Here is a 21,804-nt window from a genome sequence, read left to right on the forward strand (position 1 = left end):
GTCAGCGGGCGTACGCCAGCAGCACCGGGTCGGCCTGCCCTGCCCAGGAGCCCGTCAGCCGGGCCGGCGCCGGGGCGTCGGCGGGGGCCGGCCGGCGGACCAGGGCCAGCTCCGCGTCGCCGGCGCGGATCAGCGTCGGGTCACCGTCAACCACCTCGTCGACCAGGTCGAACGCCGGCGGGTTGCCGGTCCGGGCGCCGGTCAGGGTCATGCTCGGCGCACGCACCTCGCGGCGGCCGTCGACCTCGAAGTACTCCTCCGCCTGCCCGGCGTCGGCGAGGACGGCGGCGGCCAGGGCGGGCGGGTAGACCGGGTCACCGCAGGCGTCGTAGACCCAGCGCGGGCCGAGCACGGAGTGCTCGGTGGTGCCGACCAGCCAGCGGTCGGCGCCGGCCAGCGGGGCGGCGCGGTAGGTGAGCGGCACCTGGAGGACGGGCCCGTCCCCGGACCGGACCAGCATGGTCTCGATGCCGACCTCGCCGGCCGGGTCGTCGAACCGGTAGGCCGCCACCCGGGTGACCTCCGCGCCCGCGGCGCCGGCGAACCAGGGCCGGCCGGGCAGCCAGGCGGCGAGCAGGTCGAGCTTCGAGGGGCGCAGTTCCGCGCGGTGCAGCAGGGCCATGCGCAAGATCGTACTGTCGGGCGCGGGGCGGGGTGCGCCCGCGGCCGTCAGGCCGGCCAGGCCTTGGCGAGCAGGTCCCGGGTGTCGGCGAGCAGTTGCGGCAGCACCTTGGTGCGGCCGATCACCGGCATGAAGTTGGCGTCGCCGCCCCAGCGCGGCACCACGTGCTGGTGCAGGTGCGCGGCGATGCCCGCGCCGGCCACACCGCCCTGGTTCATGCCCAGGTTGAAGCCGTGCGCGTTGGAGACGTGCCGGACCACCCGCATGGCGTCCTTCGTGAAGACGGCCAGCTCGGCGGTCTCCGGCACGTCCAGCTCGGTGTAGTCCGCCACGTGCCGGTAGGGGCAGACCAGCAGGTGCCCCGGGTTGTAGGGGTAGAGGTTGAGCACCGCGAAGACGTGCTCGCCCCGGGCCACCACCAGACTCTGGTCCGGCGGCAGGCCGGGGGCGAGGCAGAACGGGCAGCCGGTCGGCTTCTCGTACCCGCCCTCGGGCCGGTCCTCGCCCGAGATGTAGGTCATCCGGTGCGGCGTCCAGAGCCGCTCCAGCCCGTCCGCCAGACCGTTGTCACCGCCGCCGCCGACGCCGTCGTCGAAGTGCCGTTCCGCCCCAGTCACACGCCGATCCTACGGTCACCGCGGCGGATCCCACCCGGCTGGCCGGGCCGGCGACGGTGGCTCAGGTGTTGGGCGTGCCCTCCGCCGACGGGCCGGAATTGGTCCGCGACTCGGCGACCTCCCGCACGTGGGCCACCGCCTCCTCGATCGGCACGCCGTTGCGCTGTGACCCGTCCCGGTAGCGGAAGGAGACCGTGCCGGCGGCAACGTCGTCGTCCCCGGCGATCACCATGAACGGGATCTTCTGCTGCTGGGCGTTGCGGATCTTCTTCTGCATCCGGTCGTCACCCGCGTCGACCTCGGCCCGGATGCCCTTCTTGCGCAGCGTGCTGACGAAGTCCTGGAGGTAGTCGGTGTGGTCCTCGCGGATCGGGATGCCGACCACCTGCACGGGGGCGAGCCAGGCGGGGAACGCGCCCGCGTAGTGCTCGGTGAGCACGCCGATGAACCGCTCGATCGAGCCGAACTTGGCGCAGTGGATCATGACGGGCTGCTGCCGCGTGCCGTCGGCCGCCTGGTACTCCAGCCCGAAGCCCTTCGGCTGGTTGAAGTCGTACTGGATGGTCGACAGCTGCCAGGTGCGGCCGATGGCGTCCTTGGCCTGCACGGAGATTTTCGGGCCGTAGAAGGCCGCGCCACCCGGATCCGGCACCAGGTCCAGCCCGGTCTCCCGGGCGCACTGCTCCAGCACCGCGGTGGCCGTCGCCCAGTCCTCGTCGGACCCGACGAACTTGTCGAGCCGGGCCTCGTCGCGGGTCGACAGCTCCAGGTAGAAGTCGTCGATGCCGAAGTCCTTGAGCAGGCTCAGCACGAAGTTCAGCAGGTGCTTGATCTCGGCCGGCGCCTGCTCCCGGGTGCAGTAGGAGTGCGAGTCGTCCTGGGTCAGGCCGCGCACCCGGGTCAGCCCGTGGACCACGCCCGACTTCTCGTAGCGGTAGACCGAGCCGAACTCGAACAGCCGCATCGGCAGCTCACGGTAGGACCGCCCGCGCGACCGGTAGATCAGGTTGTGCATCGGGCAGTTCATGGCCTTGAGGTAGTAGTCCGCGCCCTCGAGCTCCATGGGCGGGTACATGCCGTCGGCGTAGTAGGGCAGGTGGCCCGAGGTGTGGAAGAGCCCTTCCTTCGAGATGTGCGGGGTCCCGACGTACTGGAAGCCCTCCTCGATGTGGCGGGTCCGGACGTAGTCCTCCATGACCCGCTTGAGCACGCCACCCTTGGGGTGGAAGACCGCCAGGCCGGAGCCGATCTCGTCGGGGAAGCTGAACAGGTCCAGGTCCGCGCCGAGCTTGCGGTGGTCGCGCCGGGCGGCCTCCTCCAGCAGCCTCAGGTACGCCTTCAGCTCGTCCCGGGTCGGCCACGCGGTGCCGTAGACCCGCTGGAGCTGCGGGTTCTTCTCCGAGCCCCGCCAGTAGGCGGCGGCCGAGCGCATCAGCTTGAACGCGCCGATCAGCCGGGTGTTCGGCAGGTGCGGGCCGCGGCACAGGTCCGACCAGCAGACCTTGTCCTCGTTGGCGGCGAGGTTGTCGTAGATGGTCAGCTCGCCGCCGCCCACCTCCATCACCTCGGAGGAGTCCAGCCCCTCCCCCTTGACCTCGATCAGCTCCATCTTGAACGGCTCGGCGGCCAGCTCGCCGCGCGCCTCGTCCAGGCTGTTGAAGCGGCGCCGGCGGAACCGCTGCCCGGACTTGACGATCTCCTGCATCCGCTTCTCGAGCTTCGCCAGGTCGTCCGGCTGGAACGGCTTGGCCACCTGGAAGTCGTAGTAGAAGCCGTTCTCGATCGGCGGGCCGATGCCGAGCTTGGCCTCCGGGAACACGTCCTGCACGGCCTGGGCCAGCACGTGCGCGGTGGAGTGGCGCAGCACGTTCAGCCCGTCCGGGCTGTCGAGGGCGACCGGCTCGACCGCGACCTCCTCGGCCGGCTTCCAGTCCAGGTCGCGCAGCACGCCCTGCGGGTCGCGGACCACCACGATCGCCTTCGGGCCGCTCATCGGCAGCCCGGCCGCGGCCACCGCGTCGGCCGCCGTCGTCCCGGCGGCGACGACGACGGGGTCGGCCACGATCGGGGTACGGGGTGCGGACACGGTGACTCCTGTCGTCGACGGGTTCGGATGTGCCGGGTACCGGCCCCTGCGATGCTATCGGTCGCCCCGACCCGCACCGTCGGGGACGCCGCGCTCCCCCGACCGATCGATTCCGTCCCCCGTTGAACCTTTCCGCCCGCGCGCCCGAACTACCGGGTGAGGCCGGAGCCGGTTGCCGGCCGCGTCGACACGGATGGGGACGACCATGACGATGACCCGTCGGGGCCGGTGGTGGGCGACGGCGCTGCTGGCCGCCGCGCTCGGCGGCACGCTGGGCTGGCCCGCCGCCGCGAGCGCCGCCGAGGTGACCCTCACGACCTCCCCGGCCCAGGTGCACCAGGGCGACGCCATCGAACTGGCCGTGGTGCTGCCCGAGGAGCGGGCCGGCAGCCGGACCAGCCGGATCGAGCTGCGGATGCCCGCGGACGCCCCGATCGGCGAGGTCTATCCGCTCTCCGTGCCGGACTGGGCGCCGACCATCACCACCCGCACCCTCGACCGCCCGGTCGCCGGGATCCACGCCCCCGAGCTGGACCAGGTGACCGACGCGGTGACCTGGATCCGGATGCCGGGCACCACCGGACCGGCCCGGCTCTCGCTCGGCATGGGCCCGATGCCGGCCACCGACCGGCTGACCTTTTCGGTGATCCAGACGTACGCCGACGGCACCGTGGTCCGCTGGACCGACCCGCCCGGCGGCGCGCATCCCGCCCCGACGGTGACCCTGCTGCCTCCGCCGCCGGGCGCCGCCGCGCACGCCGGCCACGGCGAGCCGGTCGCCGAGGCGCCGGCCGAGGCGGCCGCACCGGTCCGGGCCGACGACGACGGACCGAGCGCGGACCTGCTGCTGGGCGGCGGGCTGCTGGCCGGGCTGGGCGGCGGCGTGGCGCTCGGCTGGCTGCTCAGCCGCCGCCGGCGCGACACCCTCGCCCTCCCACCGGACTCTTCCGCCGGCGACGATCCCCGCCAGCCGGCAGCGGAAGCCGAGGACTGCCCCACGGCCGACCGCACCGCACCCCTGACCTCCACGTCGGCCCGCTGAGGGCGCCGGCGGCCTGCCGGGAGCGGTGGTGGTCAGGCGGGGGCGGCGAGCCAGGCCGGGAGGGGTTCGCGGGCGGCGAGCCAGCCGTCCGGGACGCCGCCCGGGGTGCCGACCCCGGTGTGGGCGGCCACCACGCCGCCGACGATCGCCGCCGTGGTGTCCACGTCGCCGCCCGCCTCGACACAGGCGCGGATCGCGGCCGGGTAGTCGTGCAGGTGGGTGGCGGCGACCCAGAGGCAGAACGGCACGGTGTCCTGGGCGGTCACCCGGGAGCCGTTGCCCAGCGCCTCGGCCACCTCGCCCGCCGGGTGGCCGAGCAGCGCGACGGCCCGGCGTACGCCCCGGTGCACGTCGCCGGCGGGGTCCAGGGCGCCGGTCACCGCGGTGAGCAGCCGGGCCGGCTCGGGCCGGTCCCCGTTCAGCCGGGCCCGGGCGGCCAGCGAGGCGCCGACCGCCACCCCGACCGCCCCGGCGATCCCCTCCGGATGGGCGTGGGTCACCTCGGCGGAGGCGCGGGCCTGGTCGGCGGCGCGCCGGGTGGAGTCTGCGTACCAGGCGCCGAGCGGGGCCACCCGCATGGCCGCGCCGTTGCCGCAGGAGCCCTGCCCGTCGAACGCGGACGCGGCCGCCACCGGCCACGGCGTGCCGGTCCGGATGAGGCGCAGGATGGTGACCGCCCCCGGGCCGTAGCCCCGGTAGGGCTCGCACCGCTGCGCGAAGGCGAGAGCCAGGGCGTCCCGGTCGATCCGGCCGGCCTCGCTCAGCGCGGCCAGCACCGAGCAGGCCATCTCGGTGTCGTCGGTCCACTGCCAGGGCGGCGCGGGCAGCCGTCCGGCGGCGAGGTCGTTCGGGTGTCGGCCGGGCACGAAGAACTGGGAGCCGAGGGCGTCGCCGACCGAGAGGCCGGCCAGCGAGTCGCGGGCGAGCGTGAGGCGGGTGTCGGGGAAGAGAGTGAACGTCATCGTCGTCCCAGCTTGCCCGGTTCCCAGGAGCGCCGCAACGCGATCAACTTGCCACGGCGAGTACGGTGCTGACGTGGCAACCGTCCTCCTGGTCGAAGACGATCACGTCGTCCGCGGCGCGATGCTGCGGTCCCTCACCGACCGGGGACACGCGGTGCACGCCGTCGGCACGGCGCTGGACGCGCTGCGCCGGGTGGCCGCCGAGACGCCCGACCTGGTGGTGCTCGACCTCGGCCTGCCCGACCTGGACGGCTCCGACGCGCTGCGGATGCTGCGCGGGATCACCGACGTGCCGATCATCATCGCCACCGCCCGGGACGACGAGCAGTCGGTGGTCCGGCTGCTCCGCGCGGGCGCCGACGACTACATGGTCAAGCCGTTCACCGGCGCCCACCTGGACGCCCGGATCACCACGGTGCTGCGCCGCGCCGGCCGGGCCAGCCGGACCGTCCAGCCGGCCGTGCACACGGTCGGCGGCCTGCGGGTCGACGTGGGCGAGCGCAGCGCGGTGCTGGACGGCGAGGCACTGGCCCTGACCCGCAAGGAATTCGACCTGCTGGCGTATCTCGCCGCACGTCCCGGCCGGGTAGTGTCCCGGCGGGAACTCTTGGAGGAGGTATGGCGGCAGCCCTCGGTCGGCGAGGACCAGACCATCGACGTTCACCTCTACTGGCTGCGCCGCAAAATGGGCGAGTCCGCGGCGAAGCCGCGCTACCTGCGCACCGTGCGGGGGGTCGGCTTCCGGCTGGTGGCGCCGGACTGAGGCCCGCGCTGGCCTGGCTCACGGCCGGCATGGGCAGCCTCGTCGCGCTCGCCTTCCTCATTCCGCTCGGGATCACCCTGTCCGACCAGGCGCGGGAGGAGACGCTGGCCGACGCGGCCCGGCGCAGCGCGCTGGTCACCGGGGCGCTCGCGGTCAGCACCGACCCGGAGATCGTCCGGCGGGCCGTCGCGGCCAGCGGCGACGACCCGGCGCTGCGGCCCGTCGTACACGGGATCGGGGCCGACGAGGGCGCGGGCCGCGCCGACGCGGCGGCGCTGGACCGGGCCGCCGCCGAGCGGCGCTCGGTGGTCACCGACGTGCCCGGCGGCGTGCTCCGGCTGGACCCGGTGGTGCTCGGCGACCGGGTCGCCGTGGTGGAGGTCTTCGTCCCCGACGACGTGCTCGACGAGGGTGCCGGCGGGCGGTGGCTGCTGCTGCTCGCCGTGGCGGTGGCGCTGGTCGGGGCCTCGGTGATCGTGGTCGACCGGGTGGCCGCCCGGGCCGTCGACGCCACCGGCGAGCTGGTGAAGGCGGCCCTCGCGGTGGGCGACGGCGAGCTGGGCGTCCGGGTCGAGCCGACCGGGCCGCGCGAGCTGGCCGAGGCCGGGCACGCGTTCAACCGGATGGCGGAGCGGCTGGTCGCGCTCCGCGCCGACGAGCGGGAACTCGTCGCCGACCTGTCGCACCGGCTGCGGACCCCGCTGACCGCGCTACGGCTGGACGCCGAGGCGCTGGAGTCCGACGACACCAGCATCGGCACGTTCAGCGAGGCGGAGCTGGACCGCCGCCGCGGCATCCGGCGGATCCGGCAGGCCATCGTCACCCTGGAGGGCGAGGTCGACCAGCTGATCACGACCACCCGCAAGGCGGTCAGCCAGGAGACCGGCCCGGCGACCTGCGACGTCAGCGAGGTGGTCCGGGACCGGTTGGTCTTCTGGTCGGCCCTCGCCGGCGACCAGAACCGGCCGCACCGGGTGGTCGGGGCGCAGTTGCGGATCCCGGCGCCGGTGCCCCGGGCCGAGCTGGCCGCCGCGCTGGACGCGGTGATCGGCAACGTCTTCCGCTACACCCCGCAGGGCACCGCGTTCGAGGTCGCGGTGAGCCGGCGGGACGGCTGGGTGGCGATCCGGATCGACGACGCCGGCCCCGGCATCACCGACCCGGACCGGGCGCTGCGCCGGGGCGCCAGCGACCAGGGCTCCACCGGGCTGGGGCTGGACATCGCCAAGCGGGTCGCGTTGCAGGCCAACGGCTCGGTGAGCATCGACCGGGCCCGGCTCGGCGGGGCCAGCGTGGTGATGCTGCTGGCCGACCCGGAGGCGATTCCCCGGCAGGTCAACCGGTTCGGCCTGGTCGGCCGGATGGCGCGGGACGCCCGGGAGCCGCGGGCCGGCCGGCGCTGGCCGCGCCCGCGCTGAGCCGTGGCTGTGGGCCGCCGCAAGTCTTCCTTAGGAGTGGGTTAACGAGGGCCACGGCGCCGGGCCGAACTGTCAGGATCAGGACGGAACCCATCAGTTCCGTCGGCCGGGACGCCCCGTAACACCTCCGGTCGGCGGAGCCGTGCGCGCGGCGGGAGTTCGGTCCCCCCACACCTCGCTCCCGCCGCGCGCCACTTCTCCCGTCGAGCCGCACCCCGGGCGTGAGGTGACCGTGATGACGCCGACCGTCAGCCGCCTGCTCCGCTGGGCCGCCGTCATCGGCCTCGGCGTCGCCCTCACGCTCGCCGCCTGGCAGGACCCGGTGCTCGCGGACGGCCCCGGCCGGCCCGCCGACGGCCGGCCCGGTGCCGCCGTCGCGGTGGCCGCGGTGGTCGGCTTCGGGCTGGCCCTCGCCGGACGGCGCCGGCCGCTGCGGGTGTCCCGGCGGCCGGTGCCGTCCCGTCCGCTCAGCGTGTCGCGGCCGCCAGGTAAGCGTCGATCTCGCCGCTGATCCGGGCCTGCTCCCCCGGCTCCAGGAACGCGGCGGTGACCGCGTCGCGGGCCAGCGCGGCCACCCCGGCCGGGTCGAGGCGCAGCAGCCGGGCCGCCACCGCGTACTCGTCGTTGAGCGTGGTGCCGAACATCGGCGGGTCGTCGGAGTTGATGCTGACCAGCACGCCGGCCTCGACGAGCTGCGGCAGCGGGTGTTCCTCGATGCTCGCCACCGCCCGGGTCCGGACGTTGGAGGTGGGGCAGACCTCCAGCGGGATCCGCCGCTCGGCCAGGTGGGCGAGGAGCGCGGGGTCGAGGGCGGCGGAAATGCCGTGCCCGACCCGCTCGGCGCCCAGCTCGCGCAGCGCGTCCCAGATCGTCTCCGGGCCGGTGGTCTCGCCGGCGTGCGGCACCGAGCGCAGCCCGGCCGCGCGAGCCTGGTCGAAGTACGGCTTGAACTGCGGCCGCGGCACCCCGATCTCCGGGCCGCCCAGGCCGAAGCTGATCAGCCCGTCCGGCCGCTCGTCCAGGGCGATCCGCAGGGTCTCCTCGGCGGACGGCAGGCCGGCCTCGCCGGGGATGTCGAAGCACCAGCGCAGCGCGATGCCGAAGTCGGCCTCGGCCCGCTTGCGGGCGTCCTCGATCGCCTCGCAGAACGCCGGCGCCGGGATCCCCCGGTGCACGTGGGAGTAGGGCGTGACCGTCAGCTCGGCGTACCGGACCTGCTGGCGGGCCAGCTCCCGGGCCACCTCGTGGGTGAGCAGCCAGACGTCGTCGGCGTCCCGGATCAGGTCCACCACGCTCAGGTAGACCTCGATGAAGTGGGCGAAGTCGCGGAACGCGAAGTAGTCGGCGAGCGCCTCCGGGTCGGCCGGGACGGGGCTGCGCCCCTCGTGCCGGGCGGCCAGCTCGGCCACGATCCGGGGCGAGGCGGAGCCGACGTGGTGCACGTGCAGCTCCACCTTGGGCAGTCCGGCGATGAAGGTGGGCAGGTCGATCACAGGTTCTCCTCTGCGCGGGCGCCGGTGCGGGCCACCACGAAGATCCGGCGGAACGGGAAGTACACCTGACCCTGCCGCACCGGGTACGCCTCGGCGAGGCGTACCCCCAGCTCGGTGCGGAAGTCGGCCCAGCCGGCGGCGTCGAGCGCGGCGCGGACCGGGCGCAGCGCCGTCCCCTCCATCCAGGCCAGCACCGGATGGTCCGCGCCGGCGGCCGGGAGCAGGTGCACGTAGGTAGTCTCCCAGGCGTCGACGGCGCAGCCGGCACCGACCAGCAGCGCGGCGTAGTCGACCGGGTCGTCGACGGGCGCCTCGCGCAGCAGCGGGGCGAGGGTGTCCCGCCACCGGTCGCGCCCGGCGACCTCGCGCAGCGCCCGGTGCGACGGCGCGGCGAAGTTCCCCGGCACCTGGAACGCCAGCCAGGCGCCGGCCGGCAGCGCGGCGGCCCAGCGGGTGAGCAGTTCCTGATGGCCGGGCACCCACTGGAGGACCGCGTTGCAGACGACCACGTCGACGTCGGGCTCCGGACGCCAGTCGCGCACGTCCCCGACCGAGAAGGAGACCGGCTCGGCCAGGACGCCGGTCCGGGCCAGGCTGCGGACCCGTGCCATGGCGCGGGCCTGCGCGATCATCTCGGCGGAGGAGTCCAGGCCGGCGATCCGGCTGTCCGGCCAGCGGCCGGCGAGGGTCGCGGTCAAGGTGCCGGGGCCGCAGCCGAGGTCGACGACCGCGCGAGGCCGCTCCGCCGCGACCCGGGCGAGCAGGTCGTGGAAGGGCCGGGAGCGCTCGTCGCCGTAGCGCAGGTAGGTGCTCGGGTCCCACATGACAGCCTCCAAACCGTACGTACGTCTTGCTAGACGGTACGGCCCGACGGGCGTCCCGGCAAGCGGCTCACTAGGCTCGACCGGGTGGAACAGCGCAGCTTCGACCGGCTCGGCCGGCACGTCGGCATCATCGGACTCGGCGCCTGGCAGCTCGGCGCGGACTGGGGCGAGGTCAGCGAGGGCGCGGCGCTCGACGTGCTGAGCGCCGCGGTCGACGCCGGGGTCGACTTCCTGGACACCGCCGACGTCTACGGCGACGGCCGCAGCGAGCGGCTGATCGGCCGGTTCCTGCGGGAGCACCCCGGGCACGGGCTGACCGTGGCCACCAAGATGGGCCGGCGGGTGCCGCAGACGCCCGAGGCGTACACCCTGGACAACTTCCGGGCCTGGACCGACCGGTCCCGGGCCAACCTCGGCGTGGACACGCTCGACCTGGTGCAGCTGCACTGCCCGCCGACCGCGGTCTTCGCCGACGACCGGGTCTTCGACGCCCTGGACACCCTGGTCGCCGAGGAGCGGATCGCCGGGTACGGGGTCAGCGTCGAGACCTGCGACCAGGCGCTCACCGCGATCGCCCGCCCGGGTGTGGCCAGCGTGCAGATCATCCTCAACGCGGTGCGGCACAAGCCCCTGGAGCGGGTGCTGCCCGAGGCCGCGAAGGCCGGGGTCGGCATCATCGCCCGGGTGCCCCTCGCGAGCGGCCTGCTCTCCGGCCGCTACGACGAGCACACCACCTTCCCGGCCGACGACCACCGCACCTTCAACCGGCACGGCGAGTCCTTCGACGTCGGCGAGACCTTCTCCGGTGTCGACTACGACCTCGGCCTGTCCGCCGTGCGCCGGCTCGCGCCGCTGGTCGGCGAGGGCCGGACGATGGCCCAGTTCGCGCTCCGCTGGATCCTCGACCAGCCCGGGGTCACCGTGGTCATCCCCGGCGCCCGCACCGCGGAGCAGGCCCGGCGCAACGCCACCGCGGCCGGCCTGGCGCCGCTGTCCGAGGTGGAGGTGGCCGCCGTCCGCGCCACCTACGACGAGCTGATCCGGCCGCAGGTGCACGACCGGTGGTGACCCCGGACCGGCGGCCCGTCGGCGCGGCGTCGCCGCGGGCCGGCGCCCGCGGGCATGCTGGAGCGGGGCGTGCGTCGTCGGAGGGGGAACGATGAGGGGCTGGTTCCGGCTCACCGTGGGGCTGCTGGCCGTCGTGCTCGGTGCCCTGTGGACCGTGACGGGGCTGGGCTACGTCGACGGCAGCGTGCTGACCGACCAGCGGGCCTGGGCGGCCGCCGGCCCGGTGCTCGTCCTCATCGGACTCGTCGCGCTCTGGTTCGGCATGCGGGCCCGCCGCCGGCGCGGCTGAACACCGGGAGTCCACAGTGCGGAAAAGCCCCGCCTCCCGGAAGGGACGCGGGGCTTCTGCGCACCGGCCGGCGCGGCCGGTGCTCCGACAGCTCAGATGGGGCGGACCTGCTCGGCCTGCGGACCCTTCTGACCCTGGGCGATCTCGAACTCCACCCGCTGGTTCTCCTCCAGCGTGCGGTAGCCGCTGGACTGGATGGCCGAGAAGTGGACGAACACGTCAGCACCCCCGCCGTCGACGGTGATGAAGCCGAAGCCCTTGTCAGCGTTGAACCACTTCACGGTTCCCTGCGCCATGTGTATCTCCTTCTAAAACTGGCGGCCGAGCACGCCGTGCGGCCGATTGGCCGTTTTCGAGCAGCGGCGCCTGAGGCGGCCCCCGGTGAAGGAGACTTCTCTCAACCCACGCGTCTCTCAACAGCGTGAGACAGCAAACCACGTACGCAAAAACTTCGCACAGCCTACCCGACGAAATTCTCCGACATGTGACCTGACGGTTGCGGCAGATCCACTGGCCGGGCGGGTCGGGCCATGCGAAAGGCCCCTGTCCACGGAGGCGGAAAGGGGCCTTTCGTGCGTATGGAATCAGTCGGGCCAGCGGCCGGTGAGCCGGCGTACGCCGACCGCCCCGCCACGGTCCACGGCGGCACGGACGACCGCGAAGATCGCCCCCTGCAACGCCGCCGCAGCGAGGATCTCGCCCCAGCGGCGGTCCTCGTCGGTGGCGCTGGGCGCCTCGCCGTCGCCGGCCGTGACCTTCCAGACCTGCCGGAAGATGACCCCGGCGACGGTGCCTGCGGCCAGACCGAGCAGCACCCCGACGGGCTTGTACGCGGCCTTGCCGATCCTGTTGCTCACCTGCGCCTCCCCCGGACGATCAGCAGCACCACCGCGGTGGCCACGGCGCCGGCCGCGACGGCCGCCCACGGCATCGGGTTGCGCCCGACCGCCCCGCTCTTCTCGTACGCCTGCGCCCGGACCAGCCGGGCCCTCTCCGCCGCCTGCCCGCGCACCCGGGCCACGGTCAGCGCCGCCTGCTGGCGCATCCGCGCCTTCGCCTGGTCGGCGGAGTGCCGGACCAGGGCCTTCACATCGGCCCGGGCGGCCAGCAGCTCCATCGTCTCACCCAGCTCCACCCGGGTCCGGCGGATCTCCTCCCGGAGCGCCGCCACGTCCCCGGTCCCGTTGCCGGTCATGCCCGCCTCCCGTCCTTCACCGCGGCGGTGACGGTGTCGACGTCCGCCCGGACGCTGCGGACCGTCGCCTCCGGCACCGGTGGGACGGCACGGCTGACCTGCTTCTTGCCGATGAGCGCCAGGATCCCGGCGAGCAGGAAGAGCGCCACCGCCACGATCAGCGCGGCCAGCCAGGCCGGCATGACCAGGTCCAGCAGCAGGATCACCGTGGCGACCAGCGCACCGGCGCCGTAGAGGGCCATCACCCCGCCGCCGCCGAACAGACCGATCCCGATCCCGGCGTGCTTGCCCTTCTGGGTCAGTTCCGCCCGGGCCAGCGCCAACTCGTCCCGCACCAGGCGGGTGACCTGTTCGGTGGCCCGCTGCACCAGTTCCGCGGTGGACGGCTCGTGCCCGGTCCGGGACGTGCTGCGACTCGCGACGTCAGCCATGCTGTCCTCCTTTCATCATCACCGCGCTGTATGCCCGGAGTCGCCGCCCGTCAATCCTGCGCGGAGCGGCCGGTGGCCCGGCCGCGCACCATCTCCTGCCCGGCCGCCGGACGGCGGCCGGAACCGGGGCGTGCGCAGCAGGTCCCCCGGAACGGCCCGATCAAACGCAGCCGGCCCGAGATGCCGCGAATCCACCGGCATCCGGCAGGTGCAACGGGCCGGCCGGGGCCGAGGTCACGAGGGGCCGGCCGACGCGCGGAACCCCCGGCGCCGCGGGGGCGCCGGGGGCTCCGGACGGGTACGGGGTCAGCGGCGCGCGTCGGCGTGCTCCTCCCGGCCGACGAACACCTCGCTGCGGGCCTCGCCGTCGTCGCTGCCCCCGAAGACCCGCGCGTCGTCGGGGACCTCGGTGTCGGGCAGCCGGCGGACCGGCCGGCGCGGCTGCACCGCCTGCCAGGGCGGCGGACCGGCGGTGTCGCCCACCTCGGCGCGCAGCCGGGGCAGGGCGGTCGGGCGCTGGTCGCGCACCCAGGCGACCAGGTGCTCGCGGACCAGGCAGCGCAGGTCCCACAGGCTGCCGGCGTCGGCGGCGCTGACCAGGGCCCGGACCTTGACCAGGCCGCCGGTGGCGTCGGTCACCTGGAGCACGCAGACCCGGCCGTCCCAGAGCTCGGTGCCCTCGCAGAGCCGGCGCAGTTCCTCCCGCATGGCCTGCACCGGGATGGCCCAGTCCAGGTCGAACTCGGCGGTGCCGAGCACGGCCGCCTCGGTCCGGGTCCAGTTCTGGAACGGGGTGCTGGTGAAGTAGGAGGTGGGCAGGATCAGCCGGCGGTCGTCCCAGATCTGCACCACCACGTAGCTGAGGGTCAGCTCCTCGATCCGGCCCCACTCCCCCTCGACCACCACCACGTCGTCGAGGCGTACCGCGTCGCTGAAGGCGAGCTGGAGGCCGGCGAAGACGTTGCCCAGCAGGCTCTGCGCGGCCAGCGCGGCGACCACACCGACCACACCTGCGCTGGTCAGCACCCCGGCGCCGATGCCGCGGACGGCGGGGAAGGTCATCAGCATCACGCCGAGGGTGAGCACCACGATCACCGCGATGGTCAGCCGGCGCAGCAGCACCACCTGGGTACGCACCCGCCGCGCGTGGCGGTTGTTCGGCACGTCCACCCGGAACCGGGCCAGCGCGGTGTCCTCGGCCACCACCAGCAGCGAGGCCACCAGCCAGGCGGTGGCGGCGATCAGGGCGAGCACCAGGGCGTGCAGGAGGACCTGCCGCCAGGGTCTGCCCACCGCGTACAGGGTGGTGAACCGGACCGCGAGCTGCACGGCGAGCACGGTCGCGGCCACCTGGAAGGAGCGGTGCGAGTGCTCGGTCAGCTCGGTCATCAGCACCGAGCGGCGGCCGAGCCGGCGGATGACCCGGTGCACCACCTCGACCAGCAACAACGCGACCGCCGCCGCGGCGAGCGCGGCGACGGCCGTCACGAGGTAGGTACGCACGAGATGTTTCTCCCTCCGGCGGGGCGGAATCGGGCAAAGGCCCAATGGTGCCCCGCGGTTCGGGTATCGACCAGGATCAGACCTTGCGGTACCGGGACTGGAGGAAGCAGAAGGCGCCGAAGGCGGCGATGCCGAGGGCGATCAGGAGCAGCAGCACCTGGCCGTAGGACTGGTCCCGCAGGGTCCGCAGCGCGGCGTCCAGGCCGCGGGCCTTTTCCGGGTCGTACTTGACCGCGGCCACCACGATCAGCACGCCCGCGATGCCGTACGCGATGCCCTTGGCCACGTAGCCGGCAATGCCGAGCCGGCGGGCCAGCGTGCGCGTCCCCGGGCTCATCTCGCCGGTCTTCAGGTGCTTCTCGAAACGCTTGACCAGGCCGTAGATGACCAGCCCGACCCCGATCCCGGCGAGGACGAGGCCGGCCAGGCCGACCACCAGGCGCCCGCCGCCGGAGGTCATCAGCCGGCCGGTCAGCGCCTCCTGCTGGTCGGCGCTCTTCGAGCCGGCGTCCTTGAAGACCTTGAAGGCGGTCCAGGCGAAGTAGAGGTAGACCAGCGTCCGGCCGGCCGAGGCGAGCCGTTCCCAGACCCGCTCCCGGCCCTGCTCGACGCGATGGCCGACGGCCGCTTCGAGGCCCTGCCAGATGGCCATGGCCAGCAGGCCGACCGCGATGAGGATGACCAGCGTCTTGCCCAACGGCTGGGCGGCGATGGTCCGCAGCGCACCCGACTGGTCACCGTCCTCGCCGCCCTTGCCGAAGGCGATCTGGAGGGCGAGCCAGGCGAACAGCAGGTGCACGACCCCGTAGCCGATGAAGCCGGCCCGGGCGAGGATTTCCAGCCAGCGGCTGTCCGCGGTGCGGGCGGCGGTGGCTTCGGCGTTCCGGGTGAGTGACATGGCGCCTCAATCTCCCGGTGCGAAGATTTCCAAACGTCGGCCGCCGCCCGGCCCCGCCGATCAGGTGTTCGGGTCGCGTGCCACCCGGATCACGACCTGCTGGTCGGTGACGCTGTCCAGGGTCACCGAGAAGCCGCCGGCCTGGGCGGCCTGCTGGCCGACGGTGAGCGAGAGCTGCTCCCCGGCCACCTCCACGGTGACCTGGTCGCCCTCGGCCCCGACCAGCTTCGCCTCGACGCCGAGGATGGTGGCGCTGGCCTCGACGCCACGGTCGAAGGTGACCGTGCAGGCGTCCAGGCCGCAGTCGGTGGAGGCGTTCTCCGAGCTGCAGCCGGCCAGCAGCGCGACGCCGAGGGCGAGGCCGGCCAGCAGGCCGGCGGCCCGGCGGATGGGGGTCAGCGAGGGGGAAACGCGTCGGTTCGTCACCCGGCCAAGGGTACGAGACGACGGCCACACCGCCACCCACCGGTGATCGTGCCGGGGCGGGTTAGGGTCCCGGCATGCCCTTCGACATCGCCCGCACCCGGGCTGCCTACCCCGCCCTGACCGAGGGCTTCGCCCACTTCGACGGCGCCGGCGGGACCCAGACCGCCCGACCGGTGATCGAGGCGGTCAGCGCCGCCATGACGGCCGCCACCGGCAACCGGAGCACCGCGTTCGTCCCGGGCCGGCGGTCGCTGGACGTGGTCGCCGCGGCCCGCGCCGCGGTGGGCGACCTGCTCGGCGCGGAACCCGGCGGGGTGGTGCTCGGGCCGAGCGCCACGGCGCTGACGTACACCCTGGCCCGGACGCTCGGCGCCGGCTGGCGGCCGGGCGACGAGGTGGTGGTCTCCCGGCTGGACCACGACGCGAACGTCCGGCCGTGGGTGCAGGCGGCCGAGGCCGCCGGGGCGACGGTGCGCTGGGCCGAGTTCGACCCGGCGACCGGCGAACTGCCCGCCGGCCAGTACGCCGACCTGGTCACCGAGCGCACCCGGCTGGTGGCGGTGACCGCCGGGAGCAACGCCATCGGCACCGCGCCGGACGTGGCGTCGATCGCCAAGACCGCGCACGCGGCCGGCGCGCTGGTCTGCGTGGACGGGGTCCACGCCGTGCCGCACGGCCCCACCGACCTGGCCTCGCTCGGCGCGGACTTCCTGGTGACCAGCGCCTACAAGTGGTCCGGGCCGCACCTGGCGGCGATGGCCGCCGACCCGGCCCGGTGGGCGTCGCTGCGCCCGGCGAAGCTGCTCCCCTCCTCGGACGCGGTCCCGGACCGGTTCGAGTACGGCACCCCGAGCTTCCCGCTGCTGGCCGGGGTGGTTGCGGCGGTGGACCACCTGGCCACGCTCGACCCGACCGCGACCGGCAGCCGCCGGGACCGGGTCCGGGCCGGGCTGGCCGCCGCCCAGGCGCACGAGGAGGCCGTCTTCGAGCGGCTGCTCGCCGGGCTGGCGGCCCGCCCCTTCGTCACCGTCTACGGCTCGCCGGCCCGGCGGTGCCCCACGGTGTCGTTCCGGGTGGCCGGGTCGACGCCGGCGGAGACCGCGGCGGCGCTGGGCGCGGCCGGTGTCTGCCTCTCCTCCGGCGACTACTACGCCTACGAGTACTTCCGGACCATGGGCCTGCGGGACAGCGGCGGCGCGGTCCGGGCCAGCGTCTACCACTACAACACCGTCGAGGAGGTGGACCGCTTGCTGGCCGAACTGGACCGGCTGGCCGCCGCCGGGGAGAGAATGGCCCGGTGAGCTTCCTGGTCGAGGAGAACCCCGCGAAGCACCGCTTCGAGATCCTGGTCGACGACGCGCTGGCCGGGTTCACCGCGTACGTGCCGCGCGGGGAGGTGCTGGTCTTCACGCACACCCAGGTGGACGACCGCTACCAGAACATGGGGGTCGGCTCGGCGCTGATCCGGGGCACCCTGGATCAGATCCGCGAGCGCGGCGGCCGGATCGTGGCGAAGTGCCCGTTCATGGCGGCGTTCATCCAGCGCCACCCCGACTACGCCGACCTGGTGCTCCCCGAGGCCTGACCCGGGCAGGCGCCGGCCCGGCCCGGTTCGGGTCGGGTCAGCGGGCGCCGGCGAGCAGTTCGGCGGCGGCGACGGCGGCGGCCCGGGTCGCCCCGTGGGTGGCCACGTGCACCGCGCCGGTGACCAGCTCGGGCACGCCCAGCTCGACCACCACGGCGTCCGGCCGGGTGGCCAGGGCGCGGGACACCGCGTCCCGCATCCAGTCGTGCCGGTGCAGGTCCCGCACCACCAGCACCAGCGGGCGGCCGGCCGTGCCGGCGGCCGGGTCGGCGGGGACCTCGTCCCGGGCGTACCGGGCGGTCGTCGTGCCGGGCGCCAGGTCGGTCAGGGGCGCGGCGATCCCCCACGGGGTCTCGTCGCCGATGGCCATGTTGTGCGGCGGGGCGAACTCCACCACGTGCGCCGGGGCGGCCAGCGGCAGCAGCCCGCCCGTGGTGGCGACCACCCGCAGCGCCCGGCGGGCGGCGGCCAGCCCGATCGCCGAGCCGGCGTCGCCGGGCCGGGCGCCGGACCGGCCGGCCCGGGCGGCGACGGTCCAGGCGGCCAGCTGCCCGACCCGCTTCGCCGCCTCGGCCAGCCGCTCCTCCGGCAGCTCGCCGGCGACCACCGCGGCCACGATGGCGTCCCGCAGCTCGCGGGCGTCGGCCTCGGTGGCCCGCTCCCCGCCCACGCAGATCGCGTCCGCACCGGCGGCCAGCGCGCGGACCGCCGCACCGGCGAAGCCGTACCGGTCGGCGACCGCCCCCATCTCCACGGCGTCGGTCACCACCACGCCGCCGAAGCCCAGCTCCTCACGGAGCAGGCGGCCCAGGATGCGCGGGCTCAGCGTGGCCGGCAGCTCCGGATCCAGCGCCGGCACCAGCAGGTGCCCGGTCATGATCGCCTGCGCCCCGGCCTTGACCGCGGCCCGGAACGGGGCCAGCTCGACCTCGTCCAGCCGGGCCCGGTCGCCGCCGATGCGGGGCAGGTCGTGGTGGGAGTCGACCCGGGTGTCGCCGTGCCCGGGGAAGTGCTTGGCGCAGGCGGCGACGCCACCGGCCTGCAGGCCGCGGACCCAGGCGGCGGTGTGCCGGGCGACCAGGGCCGGGTCGGCGCCGAACGAGCGGACCCCGATCACCGGGTTCTCCGGGTTCGAGTTGACGTCGGCGTCCGGGGCGTAGTTGAGCGTCACGCCCACCGCGGCCAGCTCGGCGCCCAGGTCCCGGGCCACCTCCTCGGTCAGGTCAGCGTCGTCGACCGCGCCGAGGGCGAGGTTGCCGGGCCGGGAACTGCCGCGTACGGACTCGATCCGGGTGACGTCGCCGGCCTCCTCGTCGATGGCCACGATCACGTCGGGCCGCTCGGCGCGCAGGTTCGCGGTCAGCGTGGCGACCTGCTCGTGGTCGACGACGTTGCGGGCGAAGAGCACCACCGAGCCGAGCCCCTCGCCGAGCCAGCGGCAGACCCACGGCGGCGGTGTGGTGCCGACGAACCCGGGTTGCAGGACGGCGGCCGCCAGGGCCGCCAGGTCTCCGGTCGCTCCCACGATCCGCTCGCTCATGCGCTGTCGAACCCCCGTCTTCCCCACGCCCGCCGCCCCGGCGGTGCTGCCATGGTCACACCGAGTCCCGAAATAGTCAACAATCCTTACTGTTAGCGGCTGGTACCGCCGGCCGGCCCGTGGGAGAGTGCGAGCATGCATCCCGCGCTGCTCGCCGACGCCACCAGCGCCGCCGACATCCCCGGCGTACGCCTGCTCGGCCTGGTCGTCGGCGGCCTGTTCCTGCTGATCGCCATCCGGGCCATGTTCCGGCGCTAGGCGCCCCGCGTTCGGATCCCGTCTCCCAGGGGTAGGGCTGTCGTTGTCCGTGCGTGCGCCCGGCACCCGGACGCGGCGAGGGGGAACGATGAGGATCGGCTACTTCCTGTCCAGCGAGGAGTACACCCCGGCGGAGCTGCTGGAGCAGGCGCGCGGCGCCGAGCGGGCCGGCTTCGAGGCACTGTGGATCTCCGACCACTACCACCCCTGGGTCGACGCGCAGGGCCAGAGCCCCTTCGTCTGGTCGACCATCGGGGCTCTCAGCCAGGTCTGCCGGCTGCCGGTGACCACCGCGGTCACCTGCCCGACCGTCCGCATCCACCCCGCGGTGATCGCCCAGGCCGCGGCGACCAGCGCGGTGCTGCACTCCGGCCGGTTCGTGCTCGGGGTGGGCAGCGGCGAGGCGCTGAACGAGCACATCCTCGGCGACGCGTGGCCGCAGACCGACGTCCGGCTGGAGATGCTCGAGGAGGCGGTCGAGGTGATCCGGGCGCTGTGGACCGGCGACTTCGTCAACCACCACGGCCGGCACTACACGGTGGAGCACGCCCGGATCTACACCCGGCCCGACACTCCCCCGCCGATCTACGTCTCCGGCTTCGGCCCGAAGTCGATCGAGCTGGCCGGCCGGATCGGCGACGGCTACATCAACACCCGGCCCGACGCCGACATGGTCCGGCGGTTCCGCGACTCCGGCGGCGGCGACAGGCCCTGCCAGGCCGGCTTCAAGGCGGCGTACGCCGACAGCGAGGACGAGGGCGCGCGGATCGCGTACGAGCGGTGGCCCAACGCCGGCGTGCCGGGCGAGCTGTCCCAGGTGCTCCCGTCGCCGCGCCACTTCGAGCAGGCCGCGCAGCTGGTCAAGCCGGAGATGATGAAGGAGTCGTTCGTCTGCGGCCGGGACGCCGACGCCCACCTGGAGATGATCGACAAGTACGCCAAGGCCGGCTTCGACGAGATCTACGTGGCCAACACCGGCCCGCACTGGCAGGGCCTGTTCGACCTCTACGAGCGCGAGGTGCTGCCCCGGCTGCGCTGAGGCCGACCCAGCCCGGTTTCGGCGGTGATCGGCAGGGGTACCTGCGGCCACTGATGAGACTGACCACGCACTCCACGACCCTGCGCCGCGCGGCCAAGAGCCTCTTCGGCTGGACCGCCCTCCGGCCCAACCAGCTGGCCGCCATGCGCGCGGTCATGAAGCGCCGCGACGCCCTGGTGGTGCTCCCCACCGGCGCCGGCAAGTCGGCGATCTACCAGATCCCGGCCAGCCTGATCCCCGGCCCCACGGTGGTCATCTCCCCGTTGCTCGCCCTCCAGCAGGACCAGATCGCCGCGCTCAACGAGCGGCAGCGCCCCGAGCTGCGGGCGGTCCGGATCAGCTCCGACGAGAGCGCGGCACAGCAGGCCGAGGCCATCGAGGAGGTCCGGGCGGGGAAGGCCGAGTTCCTGTTCATCACCCCGGAGGCGCTGAGCAACCCCGACCGGCTGGCCGAGGTCCGCGCGCTCCGGCCGGCGCTGGTGGCGATCGACGAGGCGCACTGCATCTCCGCCTGGGGGCACGACTTCCGCCCGGACTACCTGGCGCTCGGCCACCTGATCGAGGGCATCGGCCGGCCGCCCGTGGTGGCGCTGACCGCCACCGCCTCCCCGCCGGTGCGCGACGACATCGTCGCGCGGCTGCGGCTGCGCGACCCCGAGGTGGTGGTGTCGGGGCTGGACCGGCCGAACCTCTTCCTCGAGGTGGCCTACTGCCCCACGGACGACTACCGGTGGCGGCGCCTGATCGCGCTGCTCCGCGACGACGAGCGGCCCGGCATCATCTACGTGCCGACCCGGCGGGCGGCCGAGGAGCTGGCCCAGCGGCTCACCGACGCCGGCTTCCCGGCGCAGTACTACCACGGCGGGATGCCGACGGGCGCGCGCAACGACCTGCACGAGGCCTTCCTCGCCGACCAGGTGCCGATCATGGTGGCCACCTCGGCGTTCGGCATGGGCATCGACAAGCCGAACATCGCCTGGGTCGTGCACATGGCGCTGCCCGACTCGCCGGACAGCTACTTCCAGGAGATCGGCCGGGCCGGCCGGGACGGCGCGCCCGCCCGGGTGCTGCTGCTCTGGCGCGCCGAGGACGTCGGTCTCCAGCGCTACTTCAGCGGCGGCCTGCCCGACGAGAAGGAACTGGCGGAACTCGCCGCCGTGCTGCGCAAGCAGGCCCGCACCAAGAAGGAGTTGCGCGAGCTGACCGGCCTGGGGCCGCGCAAGCTCGGCCAGTACCTCTCCCTGCTGGAGCAGGTGGGGGCCGCCGAACCCCGCGCCCGGCAACGCATCGTCGCCCCCCGGTACGCCCCGGCGGCCGCCGAGTCCGGCCGGGCCGCGCTCGCCGAGGCGGAGCGGCAGCAGACCGTCACCCGGTCGCGCACCGACATGATGCGCGCCTTCGCGGAGACCACCGGCTGCCGGGGGCAGGCGCTGCTGGCGTACTTCGGCGAGCAGATGAGCGAGGTCTGCGGGCACTGCGACAACTGCCACGCCGGCACCAGCGTGGCCGGTGACGGCGCGGTCGGTCCGTTCCCGGTGCACAGCCAGGTGCGGCACCCGGAGTGGGGCGCCGGCCTGGTGCTCAGCTACGAGGAGGACCGGATGACGGTGCTCTTCGACGAGGTGGGGTACAAGACGCTGTCCGTCCGCGTGGTGTCCGAACAGGGCCTGCTGGAGCTGGACTAGCCTGACCCGGGTGCCGCGGCGGCGGTGCCCGTCGACAACGACGACCACGCGAGAGGGGCT

25 protein-coding genes are annotated in these 21,804 nt (G+C 74.4%); 11 read left to right on the forward strand and 14 right to left on the reverse strand.

Translation table 11 applies throughout. The features are described 5' to 3' along the window. Nucleotide 1: 1 nt before the first annotated feature. The 3 genes from ABZV78_RS15035 to thrS form a co-directional block, all read right to left on the reverse strand. Nucleotides 2-622: a hypothetical protein gene (locus ABZV78_RS15035; RefSeq protein WP_355638849.1), complete on the reverse strand. Its 621-nt coding sequence runs from the start codon at nucleotides 620-622 to the stop codon at nucleotides 2-4. A 47-nt stretch (nucleotides 623-669) separates the two neighbouring features. Further along, complete coding sequence (locus ABZV78_RS15040; protein WP_355638904.1) at nucleotides 670-1,182, reverse strand: HIT domain-containing protein; 513 nt, start codon at nucleotides 1,180-1,182, stop codon at nucleotides 670-672. A gap of 118 nt (nucleotides 1,183-1,300) precedes the next feature. Next, nucleotides 1,301-3,325, reverse strand: a complete 2,025-nt coding sequence (thrS, locus tag ABZV78_RS15045; protein WP_355638850.1) for a threonine--tRNA ligase — start codon at nucleotides 3,323-3,325, stop codon at nucleotides 1,301-1,303. Nucleotides 3,326-3,530: 205 nt separating this feature from the next. On the opposite strand from thrS, the gene ABZV78_RS15050 reads away from it, so the two are divergent. Continuing rightward, the gene (locus ABZV78_RS15050; protein WP_355638852.1) at nucleotides 3,531-4,367 is read left to right on the forward strand and encodes a DUF1775 domain-containing protein; all 837 of its coding nucleotides are present in this window, start codon (nucleotides 3,531-3,533) and stop codon (nucleotides 4,365-4,367) included. 32 nt (nucleotides 4,368-4,399) lie between these two features. Here ABZV78_RS15050 and ABZV78_RS15055 read toward each other — a convergent pair whose 3' ends face one another. Beyond that, complete coding sequence (locus ABZV78_RS15055; protein ID WP_355638854.1) at nucleotides 4,400-5,329, reverse strand: ADP-ribosylglycohydrolase family protein; 930 nt, start codon at nucleotides 5,327-5,329, stop codon at nucleotides 4,400-4,402. A gap of 73 nt (nucleotides 5,330-5,402) precedes the next feature. On the opposite strand from ABZV78_RS15055, the gene ABZV78_RS15060 reads away from it, so the two are divergent. From ABZV78_RS15060 to ABZV78_RS15070, 3 genes are all read left to right on the forward strand, one after another. Beyond that, a complete protein-coding gene (locus ABZV78_RS15060; protein WP_107160748.1) occupies nucleotides 5,403-6,092 on the forward strand; it encodes a response regulator transcription factor in 690 nt (229 codons plus the stop codon). 29 nt (nucleotides 6,093-6,121) lie between these two features. Next, complete coding sequence (locus ABZV78_RS15065; RefSeq protein WP_355638856.1) at nucleotides 6,122-7,510, forward strand: HAMP domain-containing sensor histidine kinase; 1,389 nt, start codon at nucleotides 6,122-6,124, stop codon at nucleotides 7,508-7,510. 235 nt (nucleotides 7,511-7,745) lie between these two features. Then, nucleotides 7,746-8,021, forward strand: a complete 276-nt coding sequence (locus ABZV78_RS15070; RefSeq protein WP_355638858.1) for a hypothetical protein — start codon at nucleotides 7,746-7,748, stop codon at nucleotides 8,019-8,021. On the opposite strand, the gene ABZV78_RS15075 is transcribed toward ABZV78_RS15070, so the two are convergent. Continuing rightward, the gene (locus tag ABZV78_RS15075) at nucleotides 7,978-9,003 is read right to left on the reverse strand and encodes an adenosine deaminase (protein WP_355638860.1); all 1,026 of its coding nucleotides are present in this window, start codon (nucleotides 9,001-9,003) and stop codon (nucleotides 7,978-7,980) included. The two genes, ABZV78_RS15070 and ABZV78_RS15075, sit on opposite strands and share 44 nt — an antisense overlap. After that, entirely contained in the window at nucleotides 9,000-9,827 is an 828-nt protein-coding gene (locus ABZV78_RS15080) for a trans-aconitate 2-methyltransferase (protein ID WP_355638862.1), read from the reverse strand. Before ABZV78_RS15080 ends, ABZV78_RS15075 begins: the two co-directional genes overlap by 4 nt. Before the next feature lie 84 nt (nucleotides 9,828-9,911). Here ABZV78_RS15080 and ABZV78_RS15085 point away from each other — a divergent pair, with 84 nt between their 5' ends. Together ABZV78_RS15085 and ABZV78_RS15090 are read left to right on the forward strand one after the other, a co-directional pair. After that, entirely contained in the window at nucleotides 9,912-10,895 is a 984-nt protein-coding gene (locus ABZV78_RS15085; RefSeq protein WP_355638864.1) for an aldo/keto reductase, read from the forward strand. Nucleotides 10,896-10,986: 91 nt separating this feature from the next. Further along, nucleotides 10,987-11,184: a hypothetical protein gene (locus ABZV78_RS15090; protein WP_355638866.1), complete on the forward strand. Its 198-nt coding sequence runs from the start codon at nucleotides 10,987-10,989 to the stop codon at nucleotides 11,182-11,184. Nucleotides 11,185-11,276: 92 nt separating this feature from the next. Here the strand turns inward: ABZV78_RS15090 and ABZV78_RS15095 are convergent, their stop codons facing one another. From ABZV78_RS15095 to ABZV78_RS15125, 7 genes are all read right to left on the reverse strand, one after another. Further along, a complete protein-coding gene (locus tag ABZV78_RS15095; protein ID WP_091424054.1) occupies nucleotides 11,277-11,480 on the reverse strand; it encodes a cold-shock protein in 204 nt (67 codons plus the stop codon). 288 nt (nucleotides 11,481-11,768) lie between these two features. Beyond that, a complete protein-coding gene (locus tag ABZV78_RS15100) occupies nucleotides 11,769-12,041 on the reverse strand; it encodes a DUF4235 domain-containing protein (RefSeq protein ID WP_355638868.1) in 273 nt (90 codons plus the stop codon). Next, complete coding sequence (locus tag ABZV78_RS15105; protein WP_355638870.1) at nucleotides 12,038-12,379, reverse strand: DUF3618 domain-containing protein; 342 nt, start codon at nucleotides 12,377-12,379, stop codon at nucleotides 12,038-12,040. The genes ABZV78_RS15100 and ABZV78_RS15105 overlap by 4 nt, the downstream gene beginning before the upstream one ends. Continuing rightward, complete coding sequence (locus tag ABZV78_RS15110) at nucleotides 12,376-12,810, reverse strand: phage holin family protein (protein WP_355638872.1); 435 nt, start codon at nucleotides 12,808-12,810, stop codon at nucleotides 12,376-12,378. The genes ABZV78_RS15105 and ABZV78_RS15110 overlap by 4 nt, the downstream gene beginning before the upstream one ends. A gap of 306 nt (nucleotides 12,811-13,116) precedes the next feature. Continuing rightward, a complete protein-coding gene (locus tag ABZV78_RS15115; protein WP_355638874.1) occupies nucleotides 13,117-14,313 on the reverse strand; it encodes a mechanosensitive ion channel domain-containing protein in 1,197 nt (398 codons plus the stop codon). A gap of 76 nt (nucleotides 14,314-14,389) precedes the next feature. After that, nucleotides 14,390-15,211 carry a DUF1206 domain-containing protein gene (locus ABZV78_RS15120; protein ID WP_355638876.1) on the reverse strand — a complete coding sequence of 274 codons (822 nt, stop codon included), beginning with the start codon at nucleotides 15,209-15,211 and terminating at the stop codon, nucleotides 14,390-14,392. Between the two features lie 60 nt (nucleotides 15,212-15,271). Next, the gene (locus ABZV78_RS15125; protein WP_355638878.1) at nucleotides 15,272-15,637 is read right to left on the reverse strand and encodes a hypothetical protein; all 366 of its coding nucleotides are present in this window, start codon (nucleotides 15,635-15,637) and stop codon (nucleotides 15,272-15,274) included. A 74-nt stretch (nucleotides 15,638-15,711) separates the two neighbouring features. On the opposite strand from ABZV78_RS15125, the gene ABZV78_RS15130 reads away from it, so the two are divergent. Both ABZV78_RS15130 and ABZV78_RS15135 read left to right on the forward strand, forming a co-directional pair. Continuing rightward, nucleotides 15,712-16,938: a cysteine desulfurase-like protein gene (locus ABZV78_RS15130; RefSeq protein WP_355638880.1), complete on the forward strand. Its 1,227-nt coding sequence runs from the start codon at nucleotides 15,712-15,714 to the stop codon at nucleotides 16,936-16,938. Beyond that, complete coding sequence (locus ABZV78_RS15135; RefSeq protein ID WP_355638882.1) at nucleotides 16,935-17,222, forward strand: GNAT family N-acetyltransferase; 288 nt, start codon at nucleotides 16,935-16,937, stop codon at nucleotides 17,220-17,222. Before ABZV78_RS15130 ends, ABZV78_RS15135 begins: the two co-directional genes overlap by 4 nt. A gap of 37 nt (nucleotides 17,223-17,259) precedes the next feature. Here ABZV78_RS15135 and ABZV78_RS15140 read toward each other — a convergent pair whose 3' ends face one another. Then, nucleotides 17,260-18,762 carry a glycoside hydrolase family 3 protein gene (locus tag ABZV78_RS15140; protein WP_355638884.1) on the reverse strand — a complete coding sequence of 501 codons (1,503 nt, stop codon included), beginning with the start codon at nucleotides 18,760-18,762 and terminating at the stop codon, nucleotides 17,260-17,262. Nucleotides 18,763-18,897: 135 nt separating this feature from the next. Here ABZV78_RS15140 and ABZV78_RS15145 point away from each other — a divergent pair, with 135 nt between their 5' ends. The 3 genes from ABZV78_RS15145 to ABZV78_RS15155 all read left to right on the forward strand — a co-directional run bounded on the left by ABZV78_RS15145 (nucleotide 18,898) and on the right by ABZV78_RS15155 (nucleotide 21,744). Beyond that, nucleotides 18,898-19,020, forward strand: a complete 123-nt coding sequence (locus ABZV78_RS15145) for a hypothetical protein (RefSeq protein WP_256566104.1) — start codon at nucleotides 18,898-18,900, stop codon at nucleotides 19,018-19,020. A gap of 88 nt (nucleotides 19,021-19,108) precedes the next feature. Then, nucleotides 19,109-20,059 (forward strand): TIGR03557 family F420-dependent LLM class oxidoreductase, encoded by a 951-nt coding sequence (locus ABZV78_RS15150; protein ID WP_355638886.1) that lies wholly within the window; start codon nucleotides 19,109-19,111, stop codon nucleotides 20,057-20,059. Nucleotides 20,060-20,112: 53 nt separating this feature from the next. Continuing rightward, nucleotides 20,113-21,744, forward strand: a complete 1,632-nt coding sequence (locus ABZV78_RS15155; protein ID WP_355638888.1) for a RecQ family ATP-dependent DNA helicase — start codon at nucleotides 20,113-20,115, stop codon at nucleotides 21,742-21,744. Nucleotides 21,745-21,804: the final 60 nt, after the last annotated feature.

It is taken from the genome of Micromonospora sp. NPDC004540, assembly GCF_040610095.1.
Lineage (GTDB): Bacteria > Actinomycetota > Actinomycetes > Mycobacteriales > Micromonosporaceae > Micromonospora.

Bases quoted from the DNA above. Each gene is read 5' to 3' on its own strand.
- ABZV78_RS15035 (WP_355638849.1), bottom strand. From the start codon at position 622: ATGGCCCTGCTGCACCGCGCGGAACTGCGCCCCTCGAAGCTCGACCTG.
- ABZV78_RS15050 (WP_355638852.1), top strand. From the start codon at position 3,531: ATGACGATGACCCGTCGGGGCCGGTGGTGGGCGACGGCGCTGCTGGCC.
- ABZV78_RS15055 (WP_355638854.1), bottom strand. From the start codon at position 5,329: ATGACGTTCACTCTCTTCCCCGACACCCGCCTCACGCTCGCCCGCGAC.
- ABZV78_RS15065 (WP_355638856.1), top strand. From the start codon at position 6,122: ATGGGCAGCCTCGTCGCGCTCGCCTTCCTCATTCCGCTCGGGATCACC.
- ABZV78_RS15070 (WP_355638858.1), top strand. From the start codon at position 7,746: ATGACGCCGACCGTCAGCCGCCTGCTCCGCTGGGCCGCCGTCATCGGC.
- ABZV78_RS15080 (WP_355638862.1), bottom strand. From the start codon at position 9,827: ATGTGGGACCCGAGCACCTACCTGCGCTACGGCGACGAGCGCTCCCGG.
- ABZV78_RS15090 (WP_355638866.1), top strand. From the start codon at position 10,987: ATGAGGGGCTGGTTCCGGCTCACCGTGGGGCTGCTGGCCGTCGTGCTC.
- ABZV78_RS15095 (WP_091424054.1), bottom strand. From the start codon at position 11,480: ATGGCGCAGGGAACCGTGAAGTGGTTCAACGCTGACAAGGGCTTCGGC.
- ABZV78_RS15105 (WP_355638870.1), bottom strand. From the start codon at position 12,379: ATGACCGGCAACGGGACCGGGGACGTGGCGGCGCTCCGGGAGGAGATC.
- ABZV78_RS15110 (WP_355638872.1), bottom strand. From the start codon at position 12,810: ATGGCTGACGTCGCGAGTCGCAGCACGTCCCGGACCGGGCACGAGCCG.
- ABZV78_RS15120 (WP_355638876.1), bottom strand. From the start codon at position 15,211: ATGTCACTCACCCGGAACGCCGAAGCCACCGCCGCCCGCACCGCGGAC.
- ABZV78_RS15130 (WP_355638880.1), top strand. From the start codon at position 15,712: ATGCCCTTCGACATCGCCCGCACCCGGGCTGCCTACCCCGCCCTGACC.
- ABZV78_RS15140 (WP_355638884.1), bottom strand. From the start codon at position 18,762: ATGAGCGAGCGGATCGTGGGAGCGACCGGAGACCTGGCGGCCCTGGCG.
- ABZV78_RS15145 (WP_256566104.1), top strand. From the start codon at position 18,898: ATGCATCCCGCGCTGCTCGCCGACGCCACCAGCGCCGCCGACATCCCC.
- ABZV78_RS15150 (WP_355638886.1), top strand. From the start codon at position 19,109: ATGAGGATCGGCTACTTCCTGTCCAGCGAGGAGTACACCCCGGCGGAG.
- ABZV78_RS15155 (WP_355638888.1), top strand. From the start codon at position 20,113: ATGAGACTGACCACGCACTCCACGACCCTGCGCCGCGCGGCCAAGAGC.